18 protein-coding genes are annotated in these 23,431 nt (G+C 30.9%); 11 read left to right on the top strand and 7 right to left on the bottom strand.

What is annotated here, in order from left to right:
• Window positions 1-89: 89 nt before the first annotated feature.
• Window positions 90-851: an enoyl-CoA hydratase/isomerase family protein gene (locus H6553_12365; GenBank protein MCB9034625.1), complete on the top strand. Its 762-nt coding sequence runs from the start codon at window positions 90-92 to the stop codon at window positions 849-851.
• A 67-nt stretch (window positions 852-918) separates the two neighbouring features.
• Here H6553_12365 and H6553_12360 read toward each other — a convergent pair whose 3' ends face one another.
• Entirely contained in the window at window positions 919-1,962 is a 1,044-nt protein-coding gene (locus tag H6553_12360) for an endonuclease/exonuclease/phosphatase family protein (GenBank protein MCB9034624.1), read from the bottom strand.
• 131 nt (window positions 1,963-2,093) lie between these two features.
• Between H6553_12360 and H6553_12355 the strand changes: the two genes are divergently transcribed.
• Complete coding sequence (locus tag H6553_12355; protein MCB9034623.1) at window positions 2,094-4,697, top strand: TonB-dependent receptor; 2,604 nt, start codon at window positions 2,094-2,096, stop codon at window positions 4,695-4,697.
• 22 nt (window positions 4,698-4,719) lie between these two features.
• Window positions 4,720-6,072 (top strand): choice-of-anchor J domain-containing protein, encoded by a 1,353-nt coding sequence (locus tag H6553_12350; GenBank protein ID MCB9034622.1) that lies wholly within the window; start codon window positions 4,720-4,722, stop codon window positions 6,070-6,072.
• 90 nt (window positions 6,073-6,162) lie between these two features.
• Here H6553_12350 and H6553_12345 read toward each other — a convergent pair whose 3' ends face one another.
• The 3 genes from H6553_12345 to H6553_12335 all read right to left on the bottom strand — a co-directional run bounded on the left by H6553_12345 (window position 6,163) and on the right by H6553_12335 (window position 8,222).
• Window positions 6,163-7,107 (bottom strand): N-acetylornithine carbamoyltransferase, encoded by a 945-nt coding sequence (locus H6553_12345; GenBank protein MCB9034621.1) that lies wholly within the window; start codon window positions 7,105-7,107, stop codon window positions 6,163-6,165.
• Window positions 7,108-7,396: 289 nt separating this feature from the next.
• Window positions 7,397-7,786 (bottom strand): group III truncated hemoglobin, encoded by a 390-nt coding sequence (locus H6553_12340; protein MCB9034620.1) that lies wholly within the window; start codon window positions 7,784-7,786, stop codon window positions 7,397-7,399.
• Window positions 7,770-8,222, bottom strand: a complete 453-nt coding sequence (locus H6553_12335) for a hypothetical protein (protein ID MCB9034619.1) — start codon at window positions 8,220-8,222, stop codon at window positions 7,770-7,772. Before H6553_12335 ends, H6553_12340 begins: the two co-directional genes overlap by 17 nt.
• A gap of 76 nt (window positions 8,223-8,298) precedes the next feature.
• Between H6553_12335 and obgE the strand changes: the two genes are divergently transcribed.
• Both obgE and H6553_12325 read left to right on the top strand, forming a co-directional pair.
• Entirely contained in the window at window positions 8,299-9,291 is a 993-nt protein-coding gene (gene obgE, locus H6553_12330; protein ID MCB9034618.1) for a GTPase ObgE, read from the top strand.
• 113 nt (window positions 9,292-9,404) lie between these two features.
• Window positions 9,405-11,822, top strand: a complete 2,418-nt coding sequence (locus H6553_12325; GenBank protein MCB9034617.1) for an outer membrane beta-barrel protein — start codon at window positions 9,405-9,407, stop codon at window positions 11,820-11,822.
• Between the two features lie 7 nt (window positions 11,823-11,829).
• On the opposite strand, the gene H6553_12320 is transcribed toward H6553_12325, so the two are convergent.
• Window positions 11,830-12,459, bottom strand: a complete 630-nt coding sequence (locus H6553_12320; protein ID MCB9034616.1) for a carboxypeptidase-like regulatory domain-containing protein — start codon at window positions 12,457-12,459, stop codon at window positions 11,830-11,832.
• Between the two features lie 130 nt (window positions 12,460-12,589).
• On the opposite strand from H6553_12320, the gene H6553_12315 reads away from it, so the two are divergent.
• Window positions 12,590-15,013: a penicillin acylase family protein gene (locus H6553_12315; GenBank protein ID MCB9034615.1), complete on the top strand. Its 2,424-nt coding sequence runs from the start codon at window positions 12,590-12,592 to the stop codon at window positions 15,011-15,013.
• An 11-nt stretch (window positions 15,014-15,024) separates the two neighbouring features.
• Window positions 15,025-15,420, top strand: a complete 396-nt coding sequence (locus H6553_12310) for a hypothetical protein (GenBank protein ID MCB9034614.1) — start codon at window positions 15,025-15,027, stop codon at window positions 15,418-15,420.
• Window positions 15,421-15,706: 286 nt separating this feature from the next.
• Here the strand turns inward: H6553_12310 and H6553_12305 are convergent, their stop codons facing one another.
• Entirely contained in the window at window positions 15,707-16,420 is a 714-nt protein-coding gene (locus H6553_12305; GenBank protein MCB9034613.1) for an ATP-binding cassette domain-containing protein, read from the bottom strand.
• Between the two features lie 73 nt (window positions 16,421-16,493).
• Here H6553_12305 and hemE point away from each other — a divergent pair, with 73 nt between their 5' ends.
• On the top strand, window positions 16,494-17,510 hold the full coding sequence (gene hemE / locus H6553_12300) for a uroporphyrinogen decarboxylase (protein ID MCB9034612.1): 1,017 nt from the start codon (window positions 16,494-16,496) through the stop codon (window positions 17,508-17,510).
• Window positions 17,511-17,624: 114 nt separating this feature from the next.
• Window positions 17,625-18,173 (top strand): GNAT family N-acetyltransferase, encoded by a 549-nt coding sequence (locus H6553_12295; GenBank protein MCB9034611.1) that lies wholly within the window; start codon window positions 17,625-17,627, stop codon window positions 18,171-18,173.
• Between the two features lie 8 nt (window positions 18,174-18,181).
• Here the strand turns inward: H6553_12295 and purD are convergent, their stop codons facing one another.
• Window positions 18,182-19,453, bottom strand: coding sequence for a phosphoribosylamine--glycine ligase (gene purD, locus H6553_12290; protein ID MCB9034610.1), 1,272 nt, complete (start codon window positions 19,451-19,453; stop codon window positions 18,182-18,184).
• 225 nt (window positions 19,454-19,678) lie between these two features.
• Between purD and secA the strand changes: the two genes are divergently transcribed.
• Together secA and H6553_12280 are read left to right on the top strand one after the other, a co-directional pair.
• Complete coding sequence (secA, locus tag H6553_12285) at window positions 19,679-22,993, top strand: preprotein translocase subunit SecA (GenBank protein MCB9034609.1); 3,315 nt, start codon at window positions 19,679-19,681, stop codon at window positions 22,991-22,993.
• A gap of 3 nt (window positions 22,994-22,996) precedes the next feature.
• The gene (locus tag H6553_12280; GenBank protein ID MCB9034608.1) at window positions 22,997-23,401 is read left to right on the top strand and encodes a hypothetical protein; all 405 of its coding nucleotides are present in this window, start codon (window positions 22,997-22,999) and stop codon (window positions 23,399-23,401) included.
• Window positions 23,402-23,431: the final 30 nt, after the last annotated feature.

Raw genomic sequence — 23,431 nt, 5'->3', positions numbered from 1 at the left:
TCAGTTTGCTACAAAAGTAAAAACAAAAGTAAACTTCAATTTTACCAATATATCAAATTGGTATAGCTGATTTATTATCTTTGCGTTACATGTTAGCGTATATTAAAATAAACATTGAAGAACAAATAGCTGTTATTCAATTAGATAGAGGAAGTGCCAATCCAATGAATCATCAATTGGTAAGTGAACTTAGAGTGGCTTTAAAAGAAGCACAAACAAATGAACAAGTATTAGGTGCTATTATTCATGGCAAACCTAACTTTTTTTCGGCTGGATTAGATTTACCAGAATTGTACAATTACAATGAACAACAATTTGCTGATTTTTGGCAAAACTTTATGGATTTAATTGCTGATTTGATTGCTTTTAACAAACCTTTAATTGCTAGTATTACAGGTCATGCACCAGCTGGTGGTTGTATTATTGCTATTGGTTGCGATTATAGAGTGATGGCTGAAGGCAATTATAAAATTGGATTGAACGAAATTCCTGTTGGTATTATAGTGCCTAAACCAGTTTTTGATTTGTACAGTTTTTGGCTAGGACAAAGAACAGCGTATCAGTATTTATTGGAAGGAAAATTATATAGTCCAGAACATGCTAAAGCAATTGGTTTGGTAGATGAAGTAGTTGATGCAAACGAAGTATTACATCAAGCAAAAGTAAAATTGCTACAATATTTTTCTTACGAACAAAATGGTTGGCGAGCTACAAAACGACAAATGCGAAAAGATTTGTTGCAAAGTATTCATAGTATAAGCGAAGCAGAAATGCAATTGTTTCAACAGCAATGGTGGAGCGAGCCAGTAAGAACCATACTAGAAGACTTTACTAGAAAGCTGAAGAAGTAGTTTTTATTTTGAGAAAAATTTTTATATAAAAAGGTAAATAATACTTTTAAATATCAAACTAAAACTATCACATCTTTTTCAATAAATAGATACAAGTAGGAAAGTGATCGCTATAACCACCATTATATAATGCCCAATCCCAAGTTCGTTTAGGATAACCTTTATACTGTCCAGTTTTTTGTATCATAAAAGGTTCATTTATAATTTGTGCTTTATGATAAAAGTAACCGTTACTACTGTTGTTTTTTGTTAAGTAGTTTCCAGATACTACAATTTGGTCAAATAAACTCCAAGAATCTCTATAGGCAGTAGTACCAATACCTTTTTTGTAAAAATCTACCCAAGGATTATACATACCATCACTAGCAGTTTTTTCCTGTTTGTCTTTACAAGCTAAAACTTTGGTCATACACTCATTAGTTGGATTGTCATTTAAATCGCCCATTAAAATAATTTTAGCATTTTTATTTTCCTTATAAATAGAATCAATTGCATTTTTACACAATTGAGCAGCATAATTTCTTAAAGGAGCAGAAGCTTCTTCGCCGCCTCTTCTCGATGGCCAGTGATTTACAAATACATGCACTTCTTCACCATCTAGTAATCCTTTTACATATAAAATATCTCTAGTGGTATATGCATTTTCAATCACTTTGCTTAAATCTACAGTAATGGGATGACTGCTAATTGGCTTAAAATACTTCGGATTATAAAATAATGCACAATCAACACCTCTATAATACGGACCATCATAATGTATAATTTGGTAATTTCTATCTTTTAATTTTTCAGAATTAGCTAAATCTATCAACACATCTCTATTTTCAATTTCGGCAACACCTAATAATGCAACACCTTCTTTGCTATACTCTGTTCCTATCAAAGAAATTACATCAGACAATTTACTAATCTTATCCCAATAAATATCTCCAGTATAGTGTTTATCTCCATTTGGCGTAAACTCTTCATCTTGTACATTAAGTTGGTCTATGGTATCAAACAAGTTTTCACAGTTGTAAAAACCAACACTAATTACTTTATACTGACTTTGCTCTGCAAAACCAATAATACTAAAAAGCAATAAAACAAGAAATACATTTAATTTTTTCATACACTTCAAAGTTAACACAAAAATTGTTGTGGAAAATACTTACACAGTATTTTAACCATGCGTTAATTTTTGTTACTATATTTGAACCAAAATTAGTTTTACTTTTACACATCAAATAGAATACCAATTTTATGAAAAAAATAAAAATCGTTCTCTTTTTCTTGATTTTGATGCCAATACTATCGGTTTCAGCTCAAGAACAAGAAGCAGTACAAACTACTGCAACTAGTGCAGTCGATTCATTTGCACTAGAAGATCAAAGCATCGCCAACTTAAAAGACATTCCTATTATTACACTAGATGAGTCAGAGTTAGGTGGTTCTGCCATGGGTGACCAAAACATTTCCTCTCTACTAGGAGCTTCTAGAGATCCATTTTATTCAGCAGCCATTTTTTCTTGGGGTTCTATGCGTTTTAAAATTCGTGGTTATGATAACGACCAATGGAAAACTTTAGTTAACGGCGTACCTTTAGATTATATAGAAAATGGCTATGGTGCTTATTCTTTATATAGTGGATTAAATGATGTTACTAGAAACAGAGAGAATGTTATCGGTATAAAACCTACTACATTTACTTACTCTGGATTAGGTGGAGCATTTGCTTTAGATACAAGAGCTTCTAAACAAAGAAAACAACTATCTATAACTTACTCTGCAACAAATCGTTCTTATAGAAATAGACTAATGCTAACTTATGGTTCTGGTTTAACTAAAAAGAATTGGGCATTTTCTGCTTCTGTTTCTGGAAGATGGGCTAAAGAAGGATATATTGATGGTACTAATTATCAAGGTATATCTTATTTTGCTTCGATAGAAAAAGTATTAAAAAAACACTCTTTAAGCTTAACTACATTTGGTGCTCCTGTTAAAAGAGGTAAAGCAACGCCAGTAATGCAAGAAGTATACGATTTAGCAGGTAGTAATTACTATAATCCAAATTGGGGTTACCAAGAAGGTGAGAAAAGAAATGCCAAAGTTGAGTATAATCATCAACCAACTTTTATTTTAAATCACGATTGGGATATTAAAGAAAATATCAATCTAAATACAAGTGCAGCTTACTCTTTTGGTCATAGAATTGTAACTGGCATAGATTGGTATAATGCCTATGATCCAAGACCAGATTACTATAGAAACTTACCTTCTTATGCAGCAGCAGGTAATTATAGTGATATGACTGTTGAACAAGCTACACAATACATTAAAGACCATCCTGAAGTATTACAAGTAAATTGGAATAAATTCTATGAAGACAATACTTTAACTATGGACACTTTTGTAGATAGAAATGGAGATATCATAATTGGCAATCAGTCTTCTTATATTTTAGCAAATTATGTTCAAGATATTCAAAGAGCTAATTTCAATTCTGTTTTTAATGTTAATCTTAAAAAAGATGTAGATATCTCTGCTGGATTGGTGTATCAATTCCAAAAATCTCATTACTACAGAGAAGTAAAAGATTTATTAGGTGGCGATTTCTTCTTAAATAAAAATCAATTTGGAGAAAGAGATTTTCCTGATAACGAAAATGCAGCAGTATTTAATTTAGATGATCCATCTTTTATCGTAAAAGAAGGTGATAAATATTCCTACGATTATGATATTGTAAATCAAGATGTATCTGTTTGGGGACAAGTAGTAAAACGCTTTAATAAATTTGATATTTATGTAGCTGGAGAATTTAGTAATACTAGATTTTTTAGAAATGGCTACTTTAAAAGTGGTTTGTTTCCAGATAACTCTAAAGGAAAATCAGCAGTAGTTAATTTTCATAACTACTCTGTAAAAGGTGGTGCTACTTATAAAATTAACGGAAGAAACTATATTTCAGTAAATGCTATTTATCAAACAAAAGCACCTTATTATCAAAATGTATTTGTATCTGCAAGAACTAGAGATTTTATTATAGATAACCCTCAAAATGAAACAGATTATTCAGTAGATTTATCGTATACACTAAATACACCTAAAGTAAAATTAAAAGCATCTGGTTATTATTCTGGATTAAATGATGTATCTAAAGTAAAATCTTTTTATGATGAAAGGTATAATTCATTCGGAAATATAGCTATAACTAACATAGATGAAGTACATTTTGGTGGAGAATTTGGTTTAGAATACAATATTGCAAAAGGAATAAGTGCTACAGTTGCCGCTGCTGTTGGTAGATTTTATTATACCGACAGAATGAAAGCAACTACTTATGTAGATAATACACAAACTATTTATGATGCAGACCAAACTATTTACTCTAAAAATTTCAGAGTTTCTGGTACACCACAACAAGCTTATTCCCTTGGATTGAGTTATCGTTCTCCAAAATATTGGTTTATTTCTTTAACCAGTAGCTTCTTTAACGATACTTGGGCAGATTTTTCTCCAGTTAGAAGAACAGACGAAGCAACAGATTTGGTTCCTTATGCGTCTGAACAATGGAACTCAATTGTAGACCAAGAAAGAATCAACGATGGTAAACTAGCTTACACTCTAGATTTATTTGCTGGTTATTCTTGGAGATTGAAAAACCAATTTAGTAATTTAAAGAAAGATATGTATTTAGTATTAAATGTAGGCGTTAATAATATAACTAACAGAAAAGATTTAAGAATAACTGCTTTTGAGCAATTACGATTTGATTTTGATACTAAAAATACCGACTTATTTAAAAACAGATATGCTTATGCATATGGTATTAATTACTTTGTAAACCTTGCACTTAGAATAAATTAAAAACGAAAATAAAATTTAAAAAATGAAAAAGAATTTTAAATATTTAATGATGCTGTTGGCTTTCCTAAGCGTTAGCATTACAGCTTGTCAAAAAGATAATTTTGACGAACCAAATGTTACTATCGAAGATCCAAATTTGCCAGTAACACACACTATTGCTGAATTAAAAGCATTGTATACTACATTGGGTAGTCCATTAGAACTTACCGATGATATTATTATACAAGGTGTAGTAATTGCAGATGATGAAACAGGTAACTTTTACAAGCAAATAATTATAGACGATGGTACCGCTGGTATAGCTATATCTATAGATGCAAATAACCTATACACTACATATCCTGTTGGACGAAAAATATATGTAAAATGTAAAGGATTATATCTTGGAGATTATAATGGCTTAATTCAATTAGGTGGAGGAATTAATCAAGATGACCCAACTGAAGTAGCAAGAATTGTAAGCACATTAATACCAGAATACATAGTAAAAGGACCAGCTTACCAAGATGTTCCAATAATAGATGTAACAATGGACGAATTAGATGATAGCTATCAAAACAGATTAATTAGATTATCTGAAGTTGAGTTTGCATCTTATGATATGGGACAAACATATGCTCTACCAGCTACTCAGCAATCAGACAATAAAGACTTGGTTGATTGTAATGGAAATTTAATTTTAGTTAGAACTAGTGGTTATTGTAGTTTTGCAGGAGCACTTACGCCAACTGGTAATGGTACATTGGTAGCAATATATTCTGTTTTTGGCTCAGACGCTCAATTATTACTCAGAGATACTACTGATGTAGATATGAGTGGACTTACTTGTGATGAACTTTATATAGATTTGTTAGATGAAGATTTTGAAACTACTACAACTAATGGTGTTATTAATCTAACAGGTTGGACACAAGTTCAAACAAAAGGAACAGTAGATTATATTGGTAGGCTATATAGTGGTAATAGATATGCACAAATTACTGCTTATAGTTCGGGAGATGATTCTGTTCAAACATGGTTAATTACACCAAGTATTAATTTAGATGCTACTATAAATGAGGCGTTGAGTTTTAAAAATCAAGATGCATTTCAAAATGGAGCTACACTTACTGTTTTAATTTCTACGGATTATACAACAGGAAATAATCCAAATAGTGCAACATGGACAGAGTTACCTGCTATAATTGATACTAATGGTCCATCTAATGGATTCTCAAATGCTTTTATATCATCTGGTATAATTGATATTTCTGCTTATAGTGGAGATATTCATATTGGCTTGAGATATGATGGTAATGATCCATCTGGAAGTGCTAATGACCATACTACAACTTATCAAATAGATGACATTAAAGTAAGCGGTAAAGTGCAATAAATACAAACACTTAATTAACTATAAAAAAAGGTCGGAAAAATTAATTCCGACCTTTTTTATTTGAAAGACTAAAGTCGGTGAATATAATCACTACCAACTTTCTAATATTTTTTTAATCACTATTTGTGCTGCAAATTCTCGATTGCCTGCTTGTTCTATTACAATTGAATTTTTACTATCAATAACTGCATCACTTACAACTACATTTCTTCTTACTGGCAAACAATGCATAAATTTGGCATGATTGGTCAGTTGCATCTTTGCTTCGTCTATCATCCAATCATTATGATCGCCTATAATTTGTCCGTATTGTTCTACACTGCTCCAATTTTTGGTATAAATAATATCGGCATCTTTAAATGCATCTGCTTGGTTGTGATATACTTTGGCATCTGCTACAAATTTTATATCTAAATCGTAACCATTCGGATTGGCAATACAAAAATCAACATCGGCTTTGTTCATCCATTCGGCAAAAGAATTGGCAACACATTGTGGCAATGCTTTTATATGTGGTGCCCACGATAAAACTACTTTAGGTCTTTTAGTATAATGTTCTCTTATGGTCATTAAATCGGTTAGCGATTGTAATGGATGAACCGTAGCAGACTCCATATTGATTAATGGAACAGTTATGTTTTCTAAAAATTTATTTAAAACATATTCGCTATAATCTTTTTCTTTATCAACTAATGATGGAAAACTTCGTAGTGCAATAATATCTGCATATTCATTTATAACTGCAGCTCCTTCTTTAATATGTTCGGCTGTAGTACCATTCATAACAGCACCATCTTCATATTCCATTTGCCACGAATCTTGACTTAGATTCAATACAATAGTATGCATACCTAAATTCTGTGCTGCTTTTTGCGTGCTTAACCGAGTTCTAAGTGAACTGTTTAGGAAAATTAATACCATGGTTTTATTTTTTCCTAAGTGTTGATGTGCAAAAGGATTTTGTTTTATGGCAATAGCTTCTTGTGCTAATTGTTCTACATTATTTACATCATTGACCGATAAAAAATTTTTCATACTAACTGTTATGCATTTAATAACAAAATAAAGCAAAAATCGTCATTCTCAACTTGATTGGGAATCTTTTTTACGATTTTTACTTTTTTCCATCAGTGTCGCTCGTAGAGGATGCTGATTACTATAATATAACTTAATAGTATTAAATAATTCATTATGATTTTTTATACCATGTAAAGTGTTTTTAACGCAGCAGTCAATGAGTGAACCTTCAGTTATAGTGATTTAGTAGCTAAGAAGTATGAAATACTTTAACAATATTCGTAACTATCTTCTCTAGGTTTGCATATTACACCTTTCCTTCTCTAATAGCATTTAATTTATAGAGCATAGTTTGTGCAATTAAGTCGGCTCTATACTTTGCCAACTCTGCTTTTTCACCAGAAAATAAACTATCAATAGTCGTTTTCCAAAGCACTAGCCATCTTTCAAAATGTTCAGATAGTAACGCCGATTTTTCACTCAATTCTATATGTCGCAACATCGGATTGCCTCTATAATTATTGCCATTTAACAAAACGCCTTCCCAAAAATTTACAATCTTAGGAATATGATGTGGCAAATCAATTTTGGCAACATCGGTAAAAATATAACCAATGGTCTCATCTTTCATCGCTTCAGTATAAAAATCACTTACAATTTGTGTAATATCATCAACACTTTCAATATCTCGCTTCATATTTTATCTCTTTAAAACTAAAAATACTAAATACGATCAAGAGTAGTACTTTAAAAATTTCTATGATAACATAAATTAAATGCAAACTACTTTTTGCTACACTTGCTCCATCAATAATTGCTATAGCTCTAGTGTCTAATTTTGGCAATAAATAAAATGTTTGAAAAAGTAAAATAATTAATAATATAATTATAAATATTAATAAAATATTTTTATATTTTATAGCAGATAAAAATCCAACAGAAGTTAAAATTAAGCACAACCACTCTATTTTGTTTAAAGCATTAAAAACTAGTCTGCCAATACCTAATCCAAGTGCTAGTGTAATATTCGGTGCTTGAAACTTTAAAGGAGCTTCAACAAAAGAAATACCTAAAACCATACCTAACCAAATTAAAGGAAAACACATTAATAAATATTGAGTAGTCGATTTCATGGTATAAAATTACTGTTCTATTATTATTACAAACATGATAATTATCAATTGTGTTTATTTAATTACTTTTACACTAATGGAAGGGGGCAATTTTATAGACTATGTAAAGATTTTTGTTCAGAGTGGCAATGGTGGTGCTGGTTCTGTACATTTCCGTAGAGAAAAATTTGTGCCAAAAGGCGGACCAGATGGTGGTGATGGTGCTAGAGGCGGACATATTATTTTAAAAGGCAATCAACAGCTTTGGACATTGTTACATCTTAAATATAGAAAACACATTAAAGCACAACATGGCGAAGCTGGTGGAGGTGCTCAACGAACTGGTAAACAAGGTGAAGATATTATTTTAGAAGTACCACTTGGTACTGTCGCTAAAGATGCTGAAACAGGAGAGGTGTTAGCTGAAATTTTAGAAGATGGACAAGAAATGATTTTGATGGAAGGCGGAAAAGGTGGATTAGGTAATGTGCATTTTAAAAGTGCTACTAACCAAACGCCACATTATGCACAACCTGGAATTAGCGGAAAAGAAGCTTGGGTTGTTTTAGAGCTTAAAATTTTAGCAGATGTTGGCTTAGTTGGATTTCCAAATGCAGGAAAATCTACTTTGTTGTCTGTAGTGAGTGCAGCAAAACCAAAAATTGCAGACTATGCTTTTACTACCATTGTACCGAATCTTGGTGTAGTGGCATATAGAGATAATCGTTCTTTTGTAATGGCAGATATTCCTGGAATTATTGAAGGTGCTAGCGAAGGCAAAGGACTTGGCTTGCGTTTCTTGAGGCATATTGAAAGAAATGCAGTTTTGTTATTTGTTATTCCATCAGATGCAGATGATATTAAAAAGACTTATAAAATTTTAGATAAAGAATTAAAACTATACAATCCAGAGTTATCTGTAAAGCCAAGAATGATTGGTATTAGTAAAGCAGATTTATTAGATGATGAGTTAAAACAATTATTAAAAAAAGAATTGCCAAAAGACATTAAATGTGTTTTCTTTTCAGCTATTAAACAAGAAGGATTACAAGAACTCAAAGACCAACTTTGGAAAATATTGATAGAATAGTTTTTAAATTAAATTTTTTCTATTAAAAAATGAAAATATTTTTCTTTTTTTTCAAAATATATACGATATTGCACAATATTAATTTTTGATAATACTTATACTATAGATATAACTTGAGAACATCATTAAGTGTCATAATATTTTTTCTATTACTCACTGTTGCTGAATTTATTTCAGCATTTAATATTATTGGAACTGTAGTTGACGAAACCAATACAGCAGTAGAGTTTGCTAATGTAGTACTCTACCAAACAGTAAATGATAGCTTATACAATTTTGCACTAACCGATAGCAATGGAATATATAGTTTTCAGAATATAACCAATGGTAATTATTACTTGGTATTTAGTTTTATGGCATACCAAGATGATACCATAAAAAATATTATAGTAGACAACCAAGATATCCATTTACCACAACATCAACTAACACTTTTATCGAATATATTGGATGGTGTAACCATTACAGCAAGCAAACCTATTATTGAACGCAAAGCTGATAGAATTGTTTATAATGTAGAAAACAGTACTGCTACACAAAGCAATAATGTATTAGAGTTATTACGATATATGCCTAGCGTAAGCGTAGATGCTAATGACAATATAAAAATTTATGGCAAACAAGGCGTACAAATTATGTTGAATGGAAAATTGCAATATGTTAGTGGCGATGCATTAAAAAATCTACTAAAATCTATACAAGGAGATAATGTTAAAACCGTAGAAATAATTTCAAATGCTGGTGCAAAATATGATGCCTCAACAAAAGGTGGAATAATAAATATTGAATTGAAAAAAAGCTATAAAACAGGTTTAAGTGGAAGTGTTTGGGCAAATTATCAACAAGGAAAATATGCAAAAGGTGGCGTTGGTGGTAATCTTTCTTTTAGCTATAAAAAAATAATATTTTCAGTAAACTATAGTCCATGGTTCAGTAAAAATTATAATTATAGTGATGAGTCTAGAGTATATAAATTAATGGATAATGCTCAAATCTATAATGAAAACTCTAATGAAATATATGCTTATAAAGGACAATTTCTTAGTACATCATTAGACTATATGATTTCAGATAAACATCAAATAGGTGTGTCTACAAATTTATCTTATAGTAATAGAAATGCCAATACAACAAATAATACATTTATTAAAACAAACAATAGTGTAGATTCTACTATTATAAGTATAACAGAAGGAAATTACCAACTAAAATATCCAATGCTAAATGCTTACTATACTTATAATATAGATAGTATTGGTAAGCAATTAGAAATCAACTATAGCTTTGCCAACTACAATTTTACACAACAAACTTTATTCAATAATCGTTTTGTAGATGCTAATCAAATAGAATATAGACCAGCAAATACATTTAACCAACGAAATCCATTTATCAATCAACTTAATGCAATTGCAGTAGATTATACCAATCCGTTTAAAAATAAAAGTTCGTTAGAGTTAGGCACAAAATATGTAAATGCTAATCAAATCAATGATGTTGAAATAAATAATTTAGTAAATAATGTTTATATTGTAGATACTATACAAAGTAATCAATATAGTTATAAAGAACAAATAATTGCCTTTTATGCCAATTGGTCTACAACAATTAAAGATAATATGAATATTATTATTGGTTGTAGAACAGAACAAACTATTGCAGTACAAGACAATAAAACAATTAATACTAGCAATAAACGAAACTACTTTAATGTATTTCCTACATTTACTATCGATTATTTATTGAAAGATAAGCACTATTTTAACTGGAATATTAATAGTAAAATTGAAAGACCAAACTACAGACAACTTAATGCATTTATATATTATTATAGTCCAAATGGAGTTTCTACAGGAAATCCAAATTTAAAACCAGCCAAAACATATACAACAGAATTTAATTATGTTTTTGATGATATTTATTCTTTCATCGTAGGATATCAATACTACAAAGATGTAATTATTGATATGACATTGCAAGATGATGTAAATAGAAAATATATTTATACTTTTCAAAATTATAAATACGCACAATCATTATACTTTAATTTTAATATTTATAAAAACTTATTCAAATGGTGGACATTTAGTTTCGACCTAAATGCTTTCTACGATAAATACAATTTGTTTCTAGTAAACCAATTTGAAAAGAAACAATCTTTTTCTACAGATTTTAGTATTAGCAATGATTTTTTATTACCTAAAAGTTTTAGTATTAATTTATCGGCGTGGTTTTCTGGACCAACATACTACGGAATTGATTTTTATAAAAGTAATGGTAGTGTAGATTTCACCATAACCAAAAAATTCTTTGATGATAAATTGATGGTGCAACTAAAAGCATTCGATATATTCTTTACGAACAAAGTTAAATCTATAGCCAATTATCAAAATCAAGAAGTAAACTATTTAGGATATAATGACTCTAGGCGATTACAAATTAAATTGAAATACAATTTTTCAAACGGACTAAAAATTAACAAAGAAGAAAAGAGCAATAAAATGCAAGAAGAATTGAATAGAGTAAATTAAAGTTAAACTACTTCTTTTTCTTCTTTTTATCTTTTATAGATTTAATGAAATTTGCCCAAGCAAAAGGATCTGTTAAAGAAATTCCAGGTCTTTGGTTACCAAATCTATTGTAATAATATTCCGTCTGCGATTTTACATAAGAATTATAATTTTCAGCACCATCATATTGCGTATTGCGTTCTATCTCATCATTCATAATAGAATAAGCAATAGTTTGTTGAGCTAACTCTGCTAAATTATCTGGAATATTTAAATTTAAAATTGCTTGTTTTAACTGATGTGGCTCTGGCAATGGCGTAATTAAAACTTCATCTAACATTATAGGATCTCTATCTAATAAAATTTCCTTAGCAAAACTAGTTTGCCCAATATTTTTCGGAATTATTAAAGTAAACGATTTATAACCTAAGCTACTTACTACTATAGTATCACCTTCTGCAGCAGCAAACGAAAAAAAACCATCAGGACCACTAATTGTTCCTCTACTGTTTTCTAAAATATAAATAGCAGCATAGGGTATCGGACTGCTAGTTTCTATATCTCTAATAAAACCAGAAAACTGAACAATATTTTTAGCACTACTAGAAAACATAGTAGCTGTCATCATCACAGCAATTAAATATAAATTCTTCAACATATCTATTTACTGCAAATCTAAAGCCAAAAAAGTGGTTTGTAGCATTTTAATCGTTAAATACTTGTAATTTCTAAAATTTATTACCATATAGTATTTAATTACTATCTTTGAAAAACATTATAGATTACTAATGATTAAGAAGATTATTGGCATAGTTTTAAGCATACTACTATTTGTTTTAATTTATTTTTTAAACAAACCTTTAGGAGAGATTCCACCACTAGGAAAATTTTTGTCGCCAACACACGGATTTTGGCAAAACAGCAAACCAAAAGAGCTAGTTAATTATAGTTTTGAATTAGACTGTAAAAATGGTACTGCTACAATTGTATACGATAGTGTTGCTATTCCACATATTTTTGCAGATAACGAAGCCGACTTATACTATGCTCAAGGATTTGTAGTAGCACAAAATAGATTGTGGCAAATGGAGTTTCAAACCATTTTTGCTGCTGGTAGATTGAGCGAGTTTGTAGGAGAAAAAGCACTAGAACTAGATAAATACAATAGAAGAGTCGGTTTAGCTAGAGCAGCTAAAGTTGCAAATGATACACTACAAAAAGACGAACAATCACTAGCAATTGCTACAGCTTTTGCAGATGGTGTTAACGCTTACATTAAAAAATTAAGTAATAAAAAATTACCTATAGAATATAAACTATTAGGATATAAACCAGAACCATGGTCAACCTATAAATCTTGTTTGCTCATGAAATACATGGCTTACGATTTAACTTATAGAGATTATGATGTAGAATATACCAATGCACTACGATTGTTTGGTAGCGACATCTTTAAAAAACTATATCCAGATTTTCCTTTACCACAAGATCCAATCATTCCAGTTAATCACAAATGGAATTTTAAAGCAATAGACATTCCTAGTGCAACAGTTACTAACAGCGATTCTTTATCAGCTACCTTGTATCCACATCCATATAAAGAATTTTTACCACAAAAAAACTTAGGAAGCAACAATTGGGCAGTAAGTGGTAAAAAAACAGCCAGTGGCGAACCTATTTTGTGTAACGATCCACACTTGAGTTTAAACTTGCCTTCTATTTGGTTTTCTATGCAATTGCAAACACCAGAATTAAATGTAATGGGAGTGACTATTCCAGGTGCTCCAGGTATTATTATCGGATTTAATGATAGCATTGCTTGGGGAGTTACCAATGCTTCGAGAGATGTAATCAATACTTATAGTGTAGAGTACAATCCAAAAAACAAACAAGAGTATAAATTTCATGGAAAATATATTCCTTTAGAATATGAAATTGAAAAATATAAAATAAAAGGTGCTAAAACAGTTTACGATACTATAAAAATAACCAAAGCTGGAGCTATTGTTTACGATGAACACTTTGGCAACATCGATGATAAAAAACATTTGGCTATTTATTGGCGAGCCATGGAACCATCTAACGAATTAAAAACTTTTTATTTGTTGAACCATGCTCAAACACATGAAGACTATTTAGATGCCTTGAACTCTTTTGGCTGTCCTGGACAAAATTTCGTATACGCCGATGTAAACAATAATATTGCCATTAAACAACAAGGTCATTTTATGCTAAGAAGTTTTGAAAACAATGGAGCATTTATTCAACCATTAGCCAATGCCAATTTAGATTTAGCCAACAGACAAATTCCAAATAATGAAAATCCGTATGTTAAAAATCCAGAACGAGGTTTTGTTTCAAGTGCCAATCAAAAACCAGTAGACCAAAATTATCCTTACGCTACCAATGGATATTACGAAAATTTTAGAAACAGAGTCATCAACGAATCTTTAACCAATATGTATCGTATTAAAGCTAAAGATATGATGAAGTTACAAGGCAATAATTTAAGCTTGTCAGCGAAAGAAACACTACCATACTTTTTAAGTTATGTAGATAGAAATCAATTTCAGAGTGAAACGGCTAAACAATTATTAAAAGCATTAGATGTTTGGCAATACAATACCGATTATGATTATAGAGCACCAAGTTATTTTTACAATTGGTTTGATAGTTTTGAACAGCTAACTTGGGACGAATTTCAGAGCAAGTCGGTGTCTTTAGTTATGCCAGAAAATTATGTATTAGCCAATTTACTAGCACAAGAACCTAATTTTATTTTGTTTGATTTAAAAACTACCGACACCGTAGAAACAGCAAAAGACATTGTTAATTTGGCATTTAAACGAACGGTAAAATTCTTTGAAAACTATAACGAAAATCCAGATAACTCTTCAGTTTGGCAATACTATAAAAAAACATCAGTAGAACACTTGGCAATGATTCCTGCGTTTAGTGTGTTCAATGTGCCTATTGGTGGTTGGCATAATGTAGTAAATGCTACTTCAGACAGATGGGGAGCTTCTTGGCGTATGGTAGTAGATTTTAGTGATGGAAAACCTACAGCATATGGTATCTATCCAGGTGGACAAAATGGAAATCCTGCTAGTCGCTACTACGATAATATGATTCCAATTTGGGCAGAAAATAACTATTATCCGTTGAGTTTTTACCACAACAAAGCCGAGGCATTAAAAGATATAAAAGAATAGATATGTTAATTATGAAAGCATTAATTATTGGCGTTTTAAGTTTTTTGGCTACACTAATTTTACCATGGTATATTCCTTTCTTAATTGCCTTTTTAGTAGGACTAATTTTAAGCAATAAAGGCGGAAATAATTTTTTTGCAGGATTTTTTGGTGTAGGCATATTTTGGTTAACAATGGCTCTATTACTAGACATTGGCGATAAACAATTTTTTAGTAGCAAAGTAGCATCAATTTTTGCTAGCAACTTAAATGCAGATATTACTAGTGGCGTATTGGTAATTATTACAGGTTTTTTAGGTGCATTATTAGGTGGTTTAGCATGTTGGTTTGCCAGTATGATAACGCATAACAGTCAAACCAAATACCAAAGAGTACACAAAGGCAAGTACAAAATTAACTTGCAGTAAGTTACTTAACTAAAACTATTGTATTACAAGCAAAACCTCTTAACACTTGCTGAATTTATTTCAGCATCTACTTAGACAACAAACCAAAACATCTCCAACAGAATCGTCATTACGAATTTTTGTGAAGCATGAACAAAAATGAAGTAATCTAGTTTCTATAGAATAAAACTTTCTTTGCACTCGTCTTACTGAACTTGTTTGAGCATCTCTATTTTAATTCTAGTAAATATAAATTAATATGTTGCTCTTATCATTAGCATAAGAATTGTCTACAATCTAAAAATCTTTATTTTACTACAACATAACTTTCATCTTTGCTTACAATTCCGTTTGCACACATGTAAATAATACCTTTAAATTTTTCTATTAACTGGTAATTATGTGTTGCCATAACTACTGGCGTTTGTTGTTCTTTAAAAATATTATAAAATAGTTCCATAATTTCATCAGAAGTCTCTGGATCTAAATTTCCAGTAGGTTCATCTGCTAAAATTAATTCTGGATGATTAATTAATGCTCGTGCAATAGCAATTCTTTGTTGTTCGCCACCAGATAATTGCGATGGATAATTTTGTTCTTTGTGTGGCAACTTTACTAAAGTCAATGCTTCATCTATCTTTTGTTTAATAATAGGTTCGCTAGTAATTCCAACTGCTTTTAAAACAAAGGATAAATTATCATATATAGTTCTATCTTGTAATAATTGAAAATCTTGAAATACTATACCAATTTTTCTTCTAAAAAAAGGAATCGTCTTTTTGTTTAATTGTTTTAAATCATAGCCACAAACCATACCATCACCTTTTTGTAAAGGCAAATCGCCGTATAAAGTCTTTAATAAACTACTTTTACCTTGTCCAGTTCTTCCAACCAAATAAATAAAATCGCCAACTCTAGCTTCAAAATTAACATCATCTAGTACCAAATGCTTATTTTGAAAAATAGCAGCATCTTTTATTTGTATAATCGTTGGTTTAATTACAGACACATCGGCTTCCATCATGGATAATCTTTTTATATTCATAACGAAAATAATGAATAATTCATTGTTCTTTTATTTACTTTTGCATACCATGTTGAAAAATGATTTAATTTTAAGAGCTGCAAAAGGCGAAAAAGTAGAAAGAATTCCGATTTGGTTAATGCGACAAGCTGGCAGAATCTTACCAGAATACAGACAGGTCAGAGCAAGTGTAAACGGATTTAAAGCACTCGTAAAAAATCCAGAATTGGTAGCAGAAGTTACCATACAACCTGTTGATAGATTAGAGGTAGATGCAGCTATTATTTTTTCTGATATTTTGGTGATTCCAGAAGCAATGGGTTTAAACTACGAAATGGTAGAAAGCAAAGGACCTTTCTTTCCTAAAACCATTCAACAAAAAAGCGATGTAGATAATTTAACTACAGAAGTGTGTCAAACATTACAATATGTTTTTGATGGCATTAAAATCACCAAACAAGAATTAGCTAATCGTGTGCCTTTAATTGGATTTGCTGGTGCACCTTGGACTATCTTTGCTTATATGATTGAAGGCAAAGGCAGTAAAACATTTTCAGAAGCCAAGAAAATGTTATATGTCAATCCATCGTTAGCACATCAATTACTAGATAAAATTACTACAGCAACCATACAATATTTAAAAGCACAAGTAGCCGCTGGTGCCAATATGCTACAAATTTTTGATAGTTGGGCAGGTGTGTTAGGCAAAGAACAATATACTGAATTTGCACTTCCTTATATGCAGCGCATTACAGATGCTATAACTGAAGTTCCTGTTACTCTATTTGCAAAAGATGCTCATTATATTATAGCTGATTTTGCAAAAACCAATTGTAGTGTTATTGGCTTAGATTGGACGATGGATATTGCACATTGTAAAGCAGTAGCACCTAATAAAACATTACAAGGCAATTTAGATCCTTGTGTTTTATATGCAGATGAAGCTAGTATCACTAAACATACACACCGTATGATAGAACAGTTTGGAACACAGCAGTATATTTGTAACTTAGGTCATGGTGTATATCCAGATGTAGATTATAAAAAAGTACAACACTTTATAGATGTAGTGAAAAGCTCTTCGTAAATTACTAGTATTAAGATTGTTTTTAAAAAAGTATATTTTGCGTGTAGTGTAATGAAACGGAGAATATCTAAGTGATAACTTGCTTTATCTAAGTAAACATAAAATAGTTCTTAAATGAAAAATAACTACATCTTTACATCAGAGCGACTTGGATTTAGAAATTGGAGCAAAGAAGATATTGCTGCTTTTGCTGCTTTAAATGCAAATATGGAAGTAATGCAGCATTTTCCTAATACACATACCAAAGAAGAAACTAAAGCCATGATTACAAGATTTCAAGACCACTATGAAAAATATGGCTATACTTATTTTGCTACTGATGTTTTAGATACTGGAGAATTTATTGGTTTTATTGGATTGGCTTTTCAAAGCTATACCAGTGAATTTACACCAGCAACAGATATTGGTTGGCGACTCAAAAAAAATGCATGGAACAAAGGTTACGCTACCGAAGGTGCAACAAGATGTTTAGAATATGCATTTACAACACTTCAACTAGATAAAGTTATTGCTACTTGTACTATTAATAATACTAAATCTGAAAATGTGATGAGAAAAATAGGCATGACAAAATTGGGATATTTTAAACATCCATTACTAAAAGAATATCCAAATTATGAAGAATGTATTTGTTATGGGATAAAAAATAGTAATTTTAAATAGTTCGCATTTTACTTCAAATCAAAACCAATATCTTTTCTATAATATTTATTTTTATAGTCAATATGTGTAGCAGCATTATTGGCTTTGGCTAGTGCAACTTGCCAATCATTATCTAATGCAGTAACGGCTATAACTCTACCACCATTATTTATTAATTCACCTTGTTCGTTTAAAGCAGTTCCAGCATGAAAAACAAATGCATCTTCAACAGTAGTTGTATTAGTAATCACATTTCCTTTTTCAAATGCTTCAGGATATCCATCACTTGCTAAAATTACAGTCACTGCTGCTTCATCACTAATAGATAATTCGACTTCGTTTAAATTGCCATTTCCAACAGCATCAAATAAATTCACAACATCACTTGTAATTCTAGGAAAAACAGCTTGTGTTTCAGGATCACCCATTCTACAATTGTATTCTACAACTTTAGCAACATTGTCTTTGCTAAGCATCAATCCAATATAAATAAAACCTTTATAAGTGATATTGTCTTTTTTAAGACCATTAATAGTTGGAATAATAATTTGTTGTTCTACATCTTGCATAATAGCTTCTGTAACAAATGGTGGTGGTGAAACGGCACCCATTCCTCCAGTATTTAAACCAGTATCTTGTTCACCAATGCGTTTGTAGTCTTTCGCAATAGGTAAAATTTTATAGTTATTACCATCGCTTAGTACAAAAACCGAAAACTCAATACCATTCATAAATTCTTCTATCACTACTTTTTCACTAGCACTACCAAATTTACCAGAAAGCATATTTTGCAATTCAGTTTTGGCTTCATCAAGTGTACTACAAATTAAAACACCTTTTCCAGCTGCTAAACCATCTGCTTTTAAAACATATGGTGCTTGTTGTGAGTCTAAAAAGGTTAATCCTGCTTCAAGATTATTTTTATTAACTTCTATATAAGCAGCAGTTGGTATATGGTGTCTTATTAAAAAAGACTTACAAAAAGATTTACTGCCTTCTAACATTGCTCCTTGTTGCGAAGGACCAATTACACTAATATGTTGTAGAGAAGTATTATTGACAAAATAATCGTAAATACCATCTACTAATGGAGTTTCTGGTCCAACTACAACCATATTGATATCTTCCTGAATACAAAAATGACCGATTGCCTCAAAATTTTTCAACTCAATATTAGTGCCAACTAATGCTGTACCAATATTTCCGGGGCTTATAAATAATTTTTCAGTCTGTTTACTTTCACTAATTTTTTGAGCTATAGCATGTTCTCTACCACCAGAACCAATAATTAAAATATTCATGGTGCAAAGATATTCTATTTAGTTTTACTTTTCATGCTGAATTTATTGCAACATCTTTTTCCATACTTGTACACAGTCTATTTCACGAATCACATTTTCATTTAAACAACCAGTCATTTTGTCTTGGGCATATTTTTTGCACAGCTTAACTAAAATTAGTTTTATTATTAATTCAATAAAATAAGAAATCGTAAATTTGCAAAAAACAATTAAAGCAACATTTTTATGTTAGATATACTAAGCAAAGGCATTTCAAAGATTTTTGGAAGCAAATCATCAAGAGACATCAAAGCAGTTTTACCATTAGTAGACCAAATTAACAGTCAATTTGAACAATTAACGAATATTTCTAATGATGAGTTAAGAGGAAAAACACAAGAGTTTAGAAATAGAATTATGCATTATGTGTCAGAACACGATGCACAAATTAAATCTTTGTCAGAGCAAGCCGAAAATCCAGAAACAGAATTAGAAGAGAAAGACCAAATCTTTCATAAGATTGATCAACTCAAAAAAGATAGAGACGAAGCACTAGAAGAAATATTAATAGAAATTTTGCCAGAAGCTTTTGCTGTGGTTAAAGAAACTTCTAGGAGATTTTGCGATAGCAACGGGCTTACAGCTACGGCTACTCAACTAGATAGAGATTTATCTGTAAAACATCCACACATTACTATAAATGGAGATAAAGTACATTATGCTAACAAATGGTTGGCTGCTGGAAATGAAATTCAGTGGAATATGTTGCATTACGATGTACAATTAATTGGTGGTATTATTTTACATCAAGGAAAAATTGCCGAAATGGCAACAGGTGAAGGTAAAACACTCGTTTCTACTTTGCCAGCATACTTAAATGCACTAGCCAGTTGTGGTGTACATTTGGTTACGGTAAACGACTATTTGGCAAAAAGAGATAGCGAGTGGAATGCACCTTTGTTTAATTTCTTAGGCATTACAGTAGATTGTATCGACAAGCACGAACCACATTCTGAAGGTAGAAAAAAAGCATACTTAGCAGATATTACTTATGGAACAAACAATGAGTTTGGTTTCGATTATCTAAGAGATAATATGGTAAGAGATGCAGACGAACAGGTACAACGAAAACTACATTTTGCAATGATAGATGAGGTCGATTCTGTATTAATTGATGATGCAAGAACACCATTAATTATTTCAGGACCAGTTCCAAAAGGCGATGAGCAGATGTACTATCAATTAAAACCAAGAATTGAAAGAATAGTTAATGCACAACGAAAAGTATGTACACAGTTCTTGGCAGATGCTAAAAAGCTAATAGCAGAAGGAAAAACAGGAACTAGTGAAGGCGAAGGCGGAATGGCTTTGCTTAGAGCTCACAGAGGTTTACCTAAAACAGGTGCTTTAATTAAATATTTAAGCGAAACAGGTATCAAACAAATCTTGCTTAAGACAGAAAACAAATACATGGCAGAGCAAGAAAAGCATATGCATTTGGTAGATCAAGAATTGTACTTTGTAATCGATGAAAAAAACAACCAAATTAATCTTACAGAAAAAGGTTTAGACTTAATTACTAATACAGGAGAGGAACACGATTTATTTGTTATGCCAGACATAGGTGCTATTTTGGCAGAAATTGATAACGATAAATCATTAGACGAAACTCAAAAACTAGAAAAGAAAAACGAAGCCATGAGCGATTTTTCTTTAAGAGGAGAAAGAGTACATACTTTAAATCAGTTATTAAAAGCATATTGTTTGTTCGAAAAAGATATAGAGTATGTAGTGATTGAAGATAAAGTGAAAATTGTAGATGAGCAAACAGGTCGTATCATGGATGGTCGTAGATATTCCGATGGTTTGCACCAAGCAATAGAAGCTAAAGAAAATGTAAAAGTAGAAGCAGCAACTCAAACTTTTGCTACGGTTACACTACAAAATTTCTTTAGAATGTATCACAAATTGTCAGGTATGACAGGTACTGCCGAAACTGAAGCAACTGAGTTTTGGGAAATCTATAAGTTAGATACAGTGGTTATTCCAACTAATAAACCAATTGCTAGAGATGACATTGACGATTTAATTTACAAAACTAAAAAAGAAAAATACGAAGCAATTATTGCTAAAATCATAGATTATCAAAATCAAGGCAGACCAATTCTTGTTGGTACAACCAATGTAGAAGTATCTGAAAAACTGAGCGATTTGTTAAATAAAAAAGGCATTAAACACAATGTATTAAATGCAAAACAGCATCAACGAGAAGCAGATATAGTTGCAGAAGCTGGTAAAGCTGGTCAGGTAACTATTGCTACCAATATGGCTGGTAGAGGTACCGATATTAAATTAAGTGCTGGTGTTAAAGAAAGTGGTGGTTTGGCAATTATTGGTTCAGAAAGACACGATTCTCGTAGAGTTGATAGACAGTTGCGTGGTCGTGCTGGTCGTCAAGGTGATCCAGGTTCTTCTATTTTTTATATTTCTTTAGAAGACGATTTAATGCGTTTGTTTGCTAACGAAAAACTAGCAAGCATGATGGATAGAATGGGTTTCAAAGAAGGTGATGTAATTCAGCACAAGTGGATTTCTAACTCAGTAGAAAGAGCTCAGAAAAAAGTAGAAGAAAACAACTTTGGTATTCGTAAGCGATTACTAGAGTATGATGATGTAATGAATGCACAAAGAGAAGTAATCTATAAAAGAAGACAACATGCATTAGATGGTGAAAGAATTACATTCGATTTAATCAATATGTTCTACGATTTATGTGAGGAAATTTGTATCCAAGCAAAAAATACACAAAATATAGAACAGTTTAATTTAAATACTATTCAAAATTTTGGTATAGAATCTATTATCAATCAAGAGCATTTAAAAACTAAAAATGTTCAAGAGTTAACAGGTAAATTATATACCGAAGTAATGGAAGCTTACAATCAAAAATCTGAAAGAATCATCAATAAAGCTTATCCAGTTATTAAAGATGTTTACGAAAACAGAGGCAAAGAGTTTAAACGAATTGTAATTCCGTTTACCGATAATAAAAAGAACATCAACATTATTGCACCACTAGAAAAATGTTATCAAAGTGGAGGCAAAGAAGTCATTAAAACTTTTGAGCAAAATATTATTTTGGCGTTCATGGATCATCATTGGAAAGATCATCTAAGACAAATGGACGACTTAAAACAGTCTGTTCAAATGGCAGTTCACGAACAAAAAGATCCATTAGTAATCTATAAATTAGAAGCATTTGAATTGTTCAAAAAGATGTTGAGCGAAGTCAATAAAGATGTAACTGCTTTCTTGCTAAAAGGACATATAGATGTACAAAGTTCTGATGAAGTAAAAGAACATCAAAAAAGAAGAGTGAAAGAAAAAACTAACGAAAGTAGAGGCGGAGAATTAGGTAATACTAACGAAGGTGCAGATACCAATACACAACATGAAAAACAGCAAACAGTAGTAAGAGCAGAAGCAAAAGTTGGAAGAAACGATTTGTGTCCATGTGGAAGTGGTAAGAAATACAAACATTGTCATGGTAAAAATGTATAATATATGAGAAACTTATTTTTATTAATTGTAATTACGCTCATTACTATAAAAGTACAAGCACAAAACGATACTTTAGTAAATAATATGTATGACAATAATATTATTATATTTAAAGATCCAAGAGTAGATGTACTAGAAAAATTTTATCGCTATAAAAAAACAGTAGCAGAAAAATTAATTAGAGTACATGTTTTTCAAGCAACTAACAGAGACGAAGTATTTAATGCAAAAAAAGAATTCTCTGCTAGATTTCCTGGTATAGAAACTTTCATGAGCTACCAATCACCAAACTTTAAATTAAGAGCAGGTACTTTTGCTACAACTAAAGAAGCACAAAACTTTTTAAAACAAGTAAAACCATATTTTCCATCAAGCTTTGTAATAGAAGAAAAAATTAAACAACCTTAAAATATAAGTATTAGTTTAAATCGTCATTCC

The organism is Chitinophagales bacterium, assembly GCA_020636535.1.
GTDB lineage: Bacteria > Bacteroidota > Bacteroidia > Chitinophagales > JADIYW01 > JADJSS01.
This window is presented reverse-complemented; position numbering and strand designations above follow the sequence as displayed.

Coding starts and splice junctions, on each gene's coding strand:
- H6553_12365 (MCB9034625.1), top strand. CDS start 90: ATGTTAGCGTATATTAAAATAAACATTGAAGAACAAATAGCTGTTATT.
- H6553_12360 (MCB9034624.1), bottom strand. CDS start 1,962: ATGAAAAAATTAAATGTATTTCTTGTTTTATTGCTTTTTAGTATTATT.
- H6553_12355 (MCB9034623.1), top strand. CDS start 2,094: ATGAAAAAAATAAAAATCGTTCTCTTTTTCTTGATTTTGATGCCAATA.
- H6553_12350 (MCB9034622.1), top strand. CDS start 4,720: ATGAAAAAGAATTTTAAATATTTAATGATGCTGTTGGCTTTCCTAAGC.
- H6553_12345 (MCB9034621.1), bottom strand. CDS start 7,107: ATGAAAAATTTTTTATCGGTCAATGATGTAAATAATGTAGAACAATTA.
- H6553_12340 (MCB9034620.1), bottom strand. CDS start 7,786: ATGAAGCGAGATATTGAAAGTGTTGATGATATTACACAAATTGTAAGT.
- H6553_12335 (MCB9034619.1), bottom strand. CDS start 8,222: ATGAAATCGACTACTCAATATTTATTAATGTGTTTTCCTTTAATTTGG.
- obgE (MCB9034618.1), top strand. CDS start 8,299: ATGGAAGGGGGCAATTTTATAGACTATGTAAAGATTTTTGTTCAGAGT.
- H6553_12320 (MCB9034616.1), bottom strand. CDS start 12,459: ATGTTGAAGAATTTATATTTAATTGCTGTGATGATGACAGCTACTATG.
- H6553_12315 (MCB9034615.1), top strand. CDS start 12,590: ATGATTAAGAAGATTATTGGCATAGTTTTAAGCATACTACTATTTGTT.
- H6553_12310 (MCB9034614.1), top strand. CDS start 15,025: ATGAAAGCATTAATTATTGGCGTTTTAAGTTTTTTGGCTACACTAATT.
- H6553_12305 (MCB9034613.1), bottom strand. CDS start 16,420: ATGGAAGCCGATGTGTCTGTAATTAAACCAACGATTATACAAATAAAA.
- hemE (MCB9034612.1), top strand. CDS start 16,494: ATGTTGAAAAATGATTTAATTTTAAGAGCTGCAAAAGGCGAAAAAGTA.
- H6553_12295 (MCB9034611.1), top strand. CDS start 17,625: ATGAAAAATAACTACATCTTTACATCAGAGCGACTTGGATTTAGAAAT.
- purD (MCB9034610.1), bottom strand. CDS start 19,453: ATGAATATTTTAATTATTGGTTCTGGTGGTAGAGAACATGCTATAGCT.
- secA (MCB9034609.1), top strand. CDS start 19,679: ATGTTAGATATACTAAGCAAAGGCATTTCAAAGATTTTTGGAAGCAAA.
- H6553_12280 (MCB9034608.1), top strand. CDS start 22,997: ATGAGAAACTTATTTTTATTAATTGTAATTACGCTCATTACTATAAAA.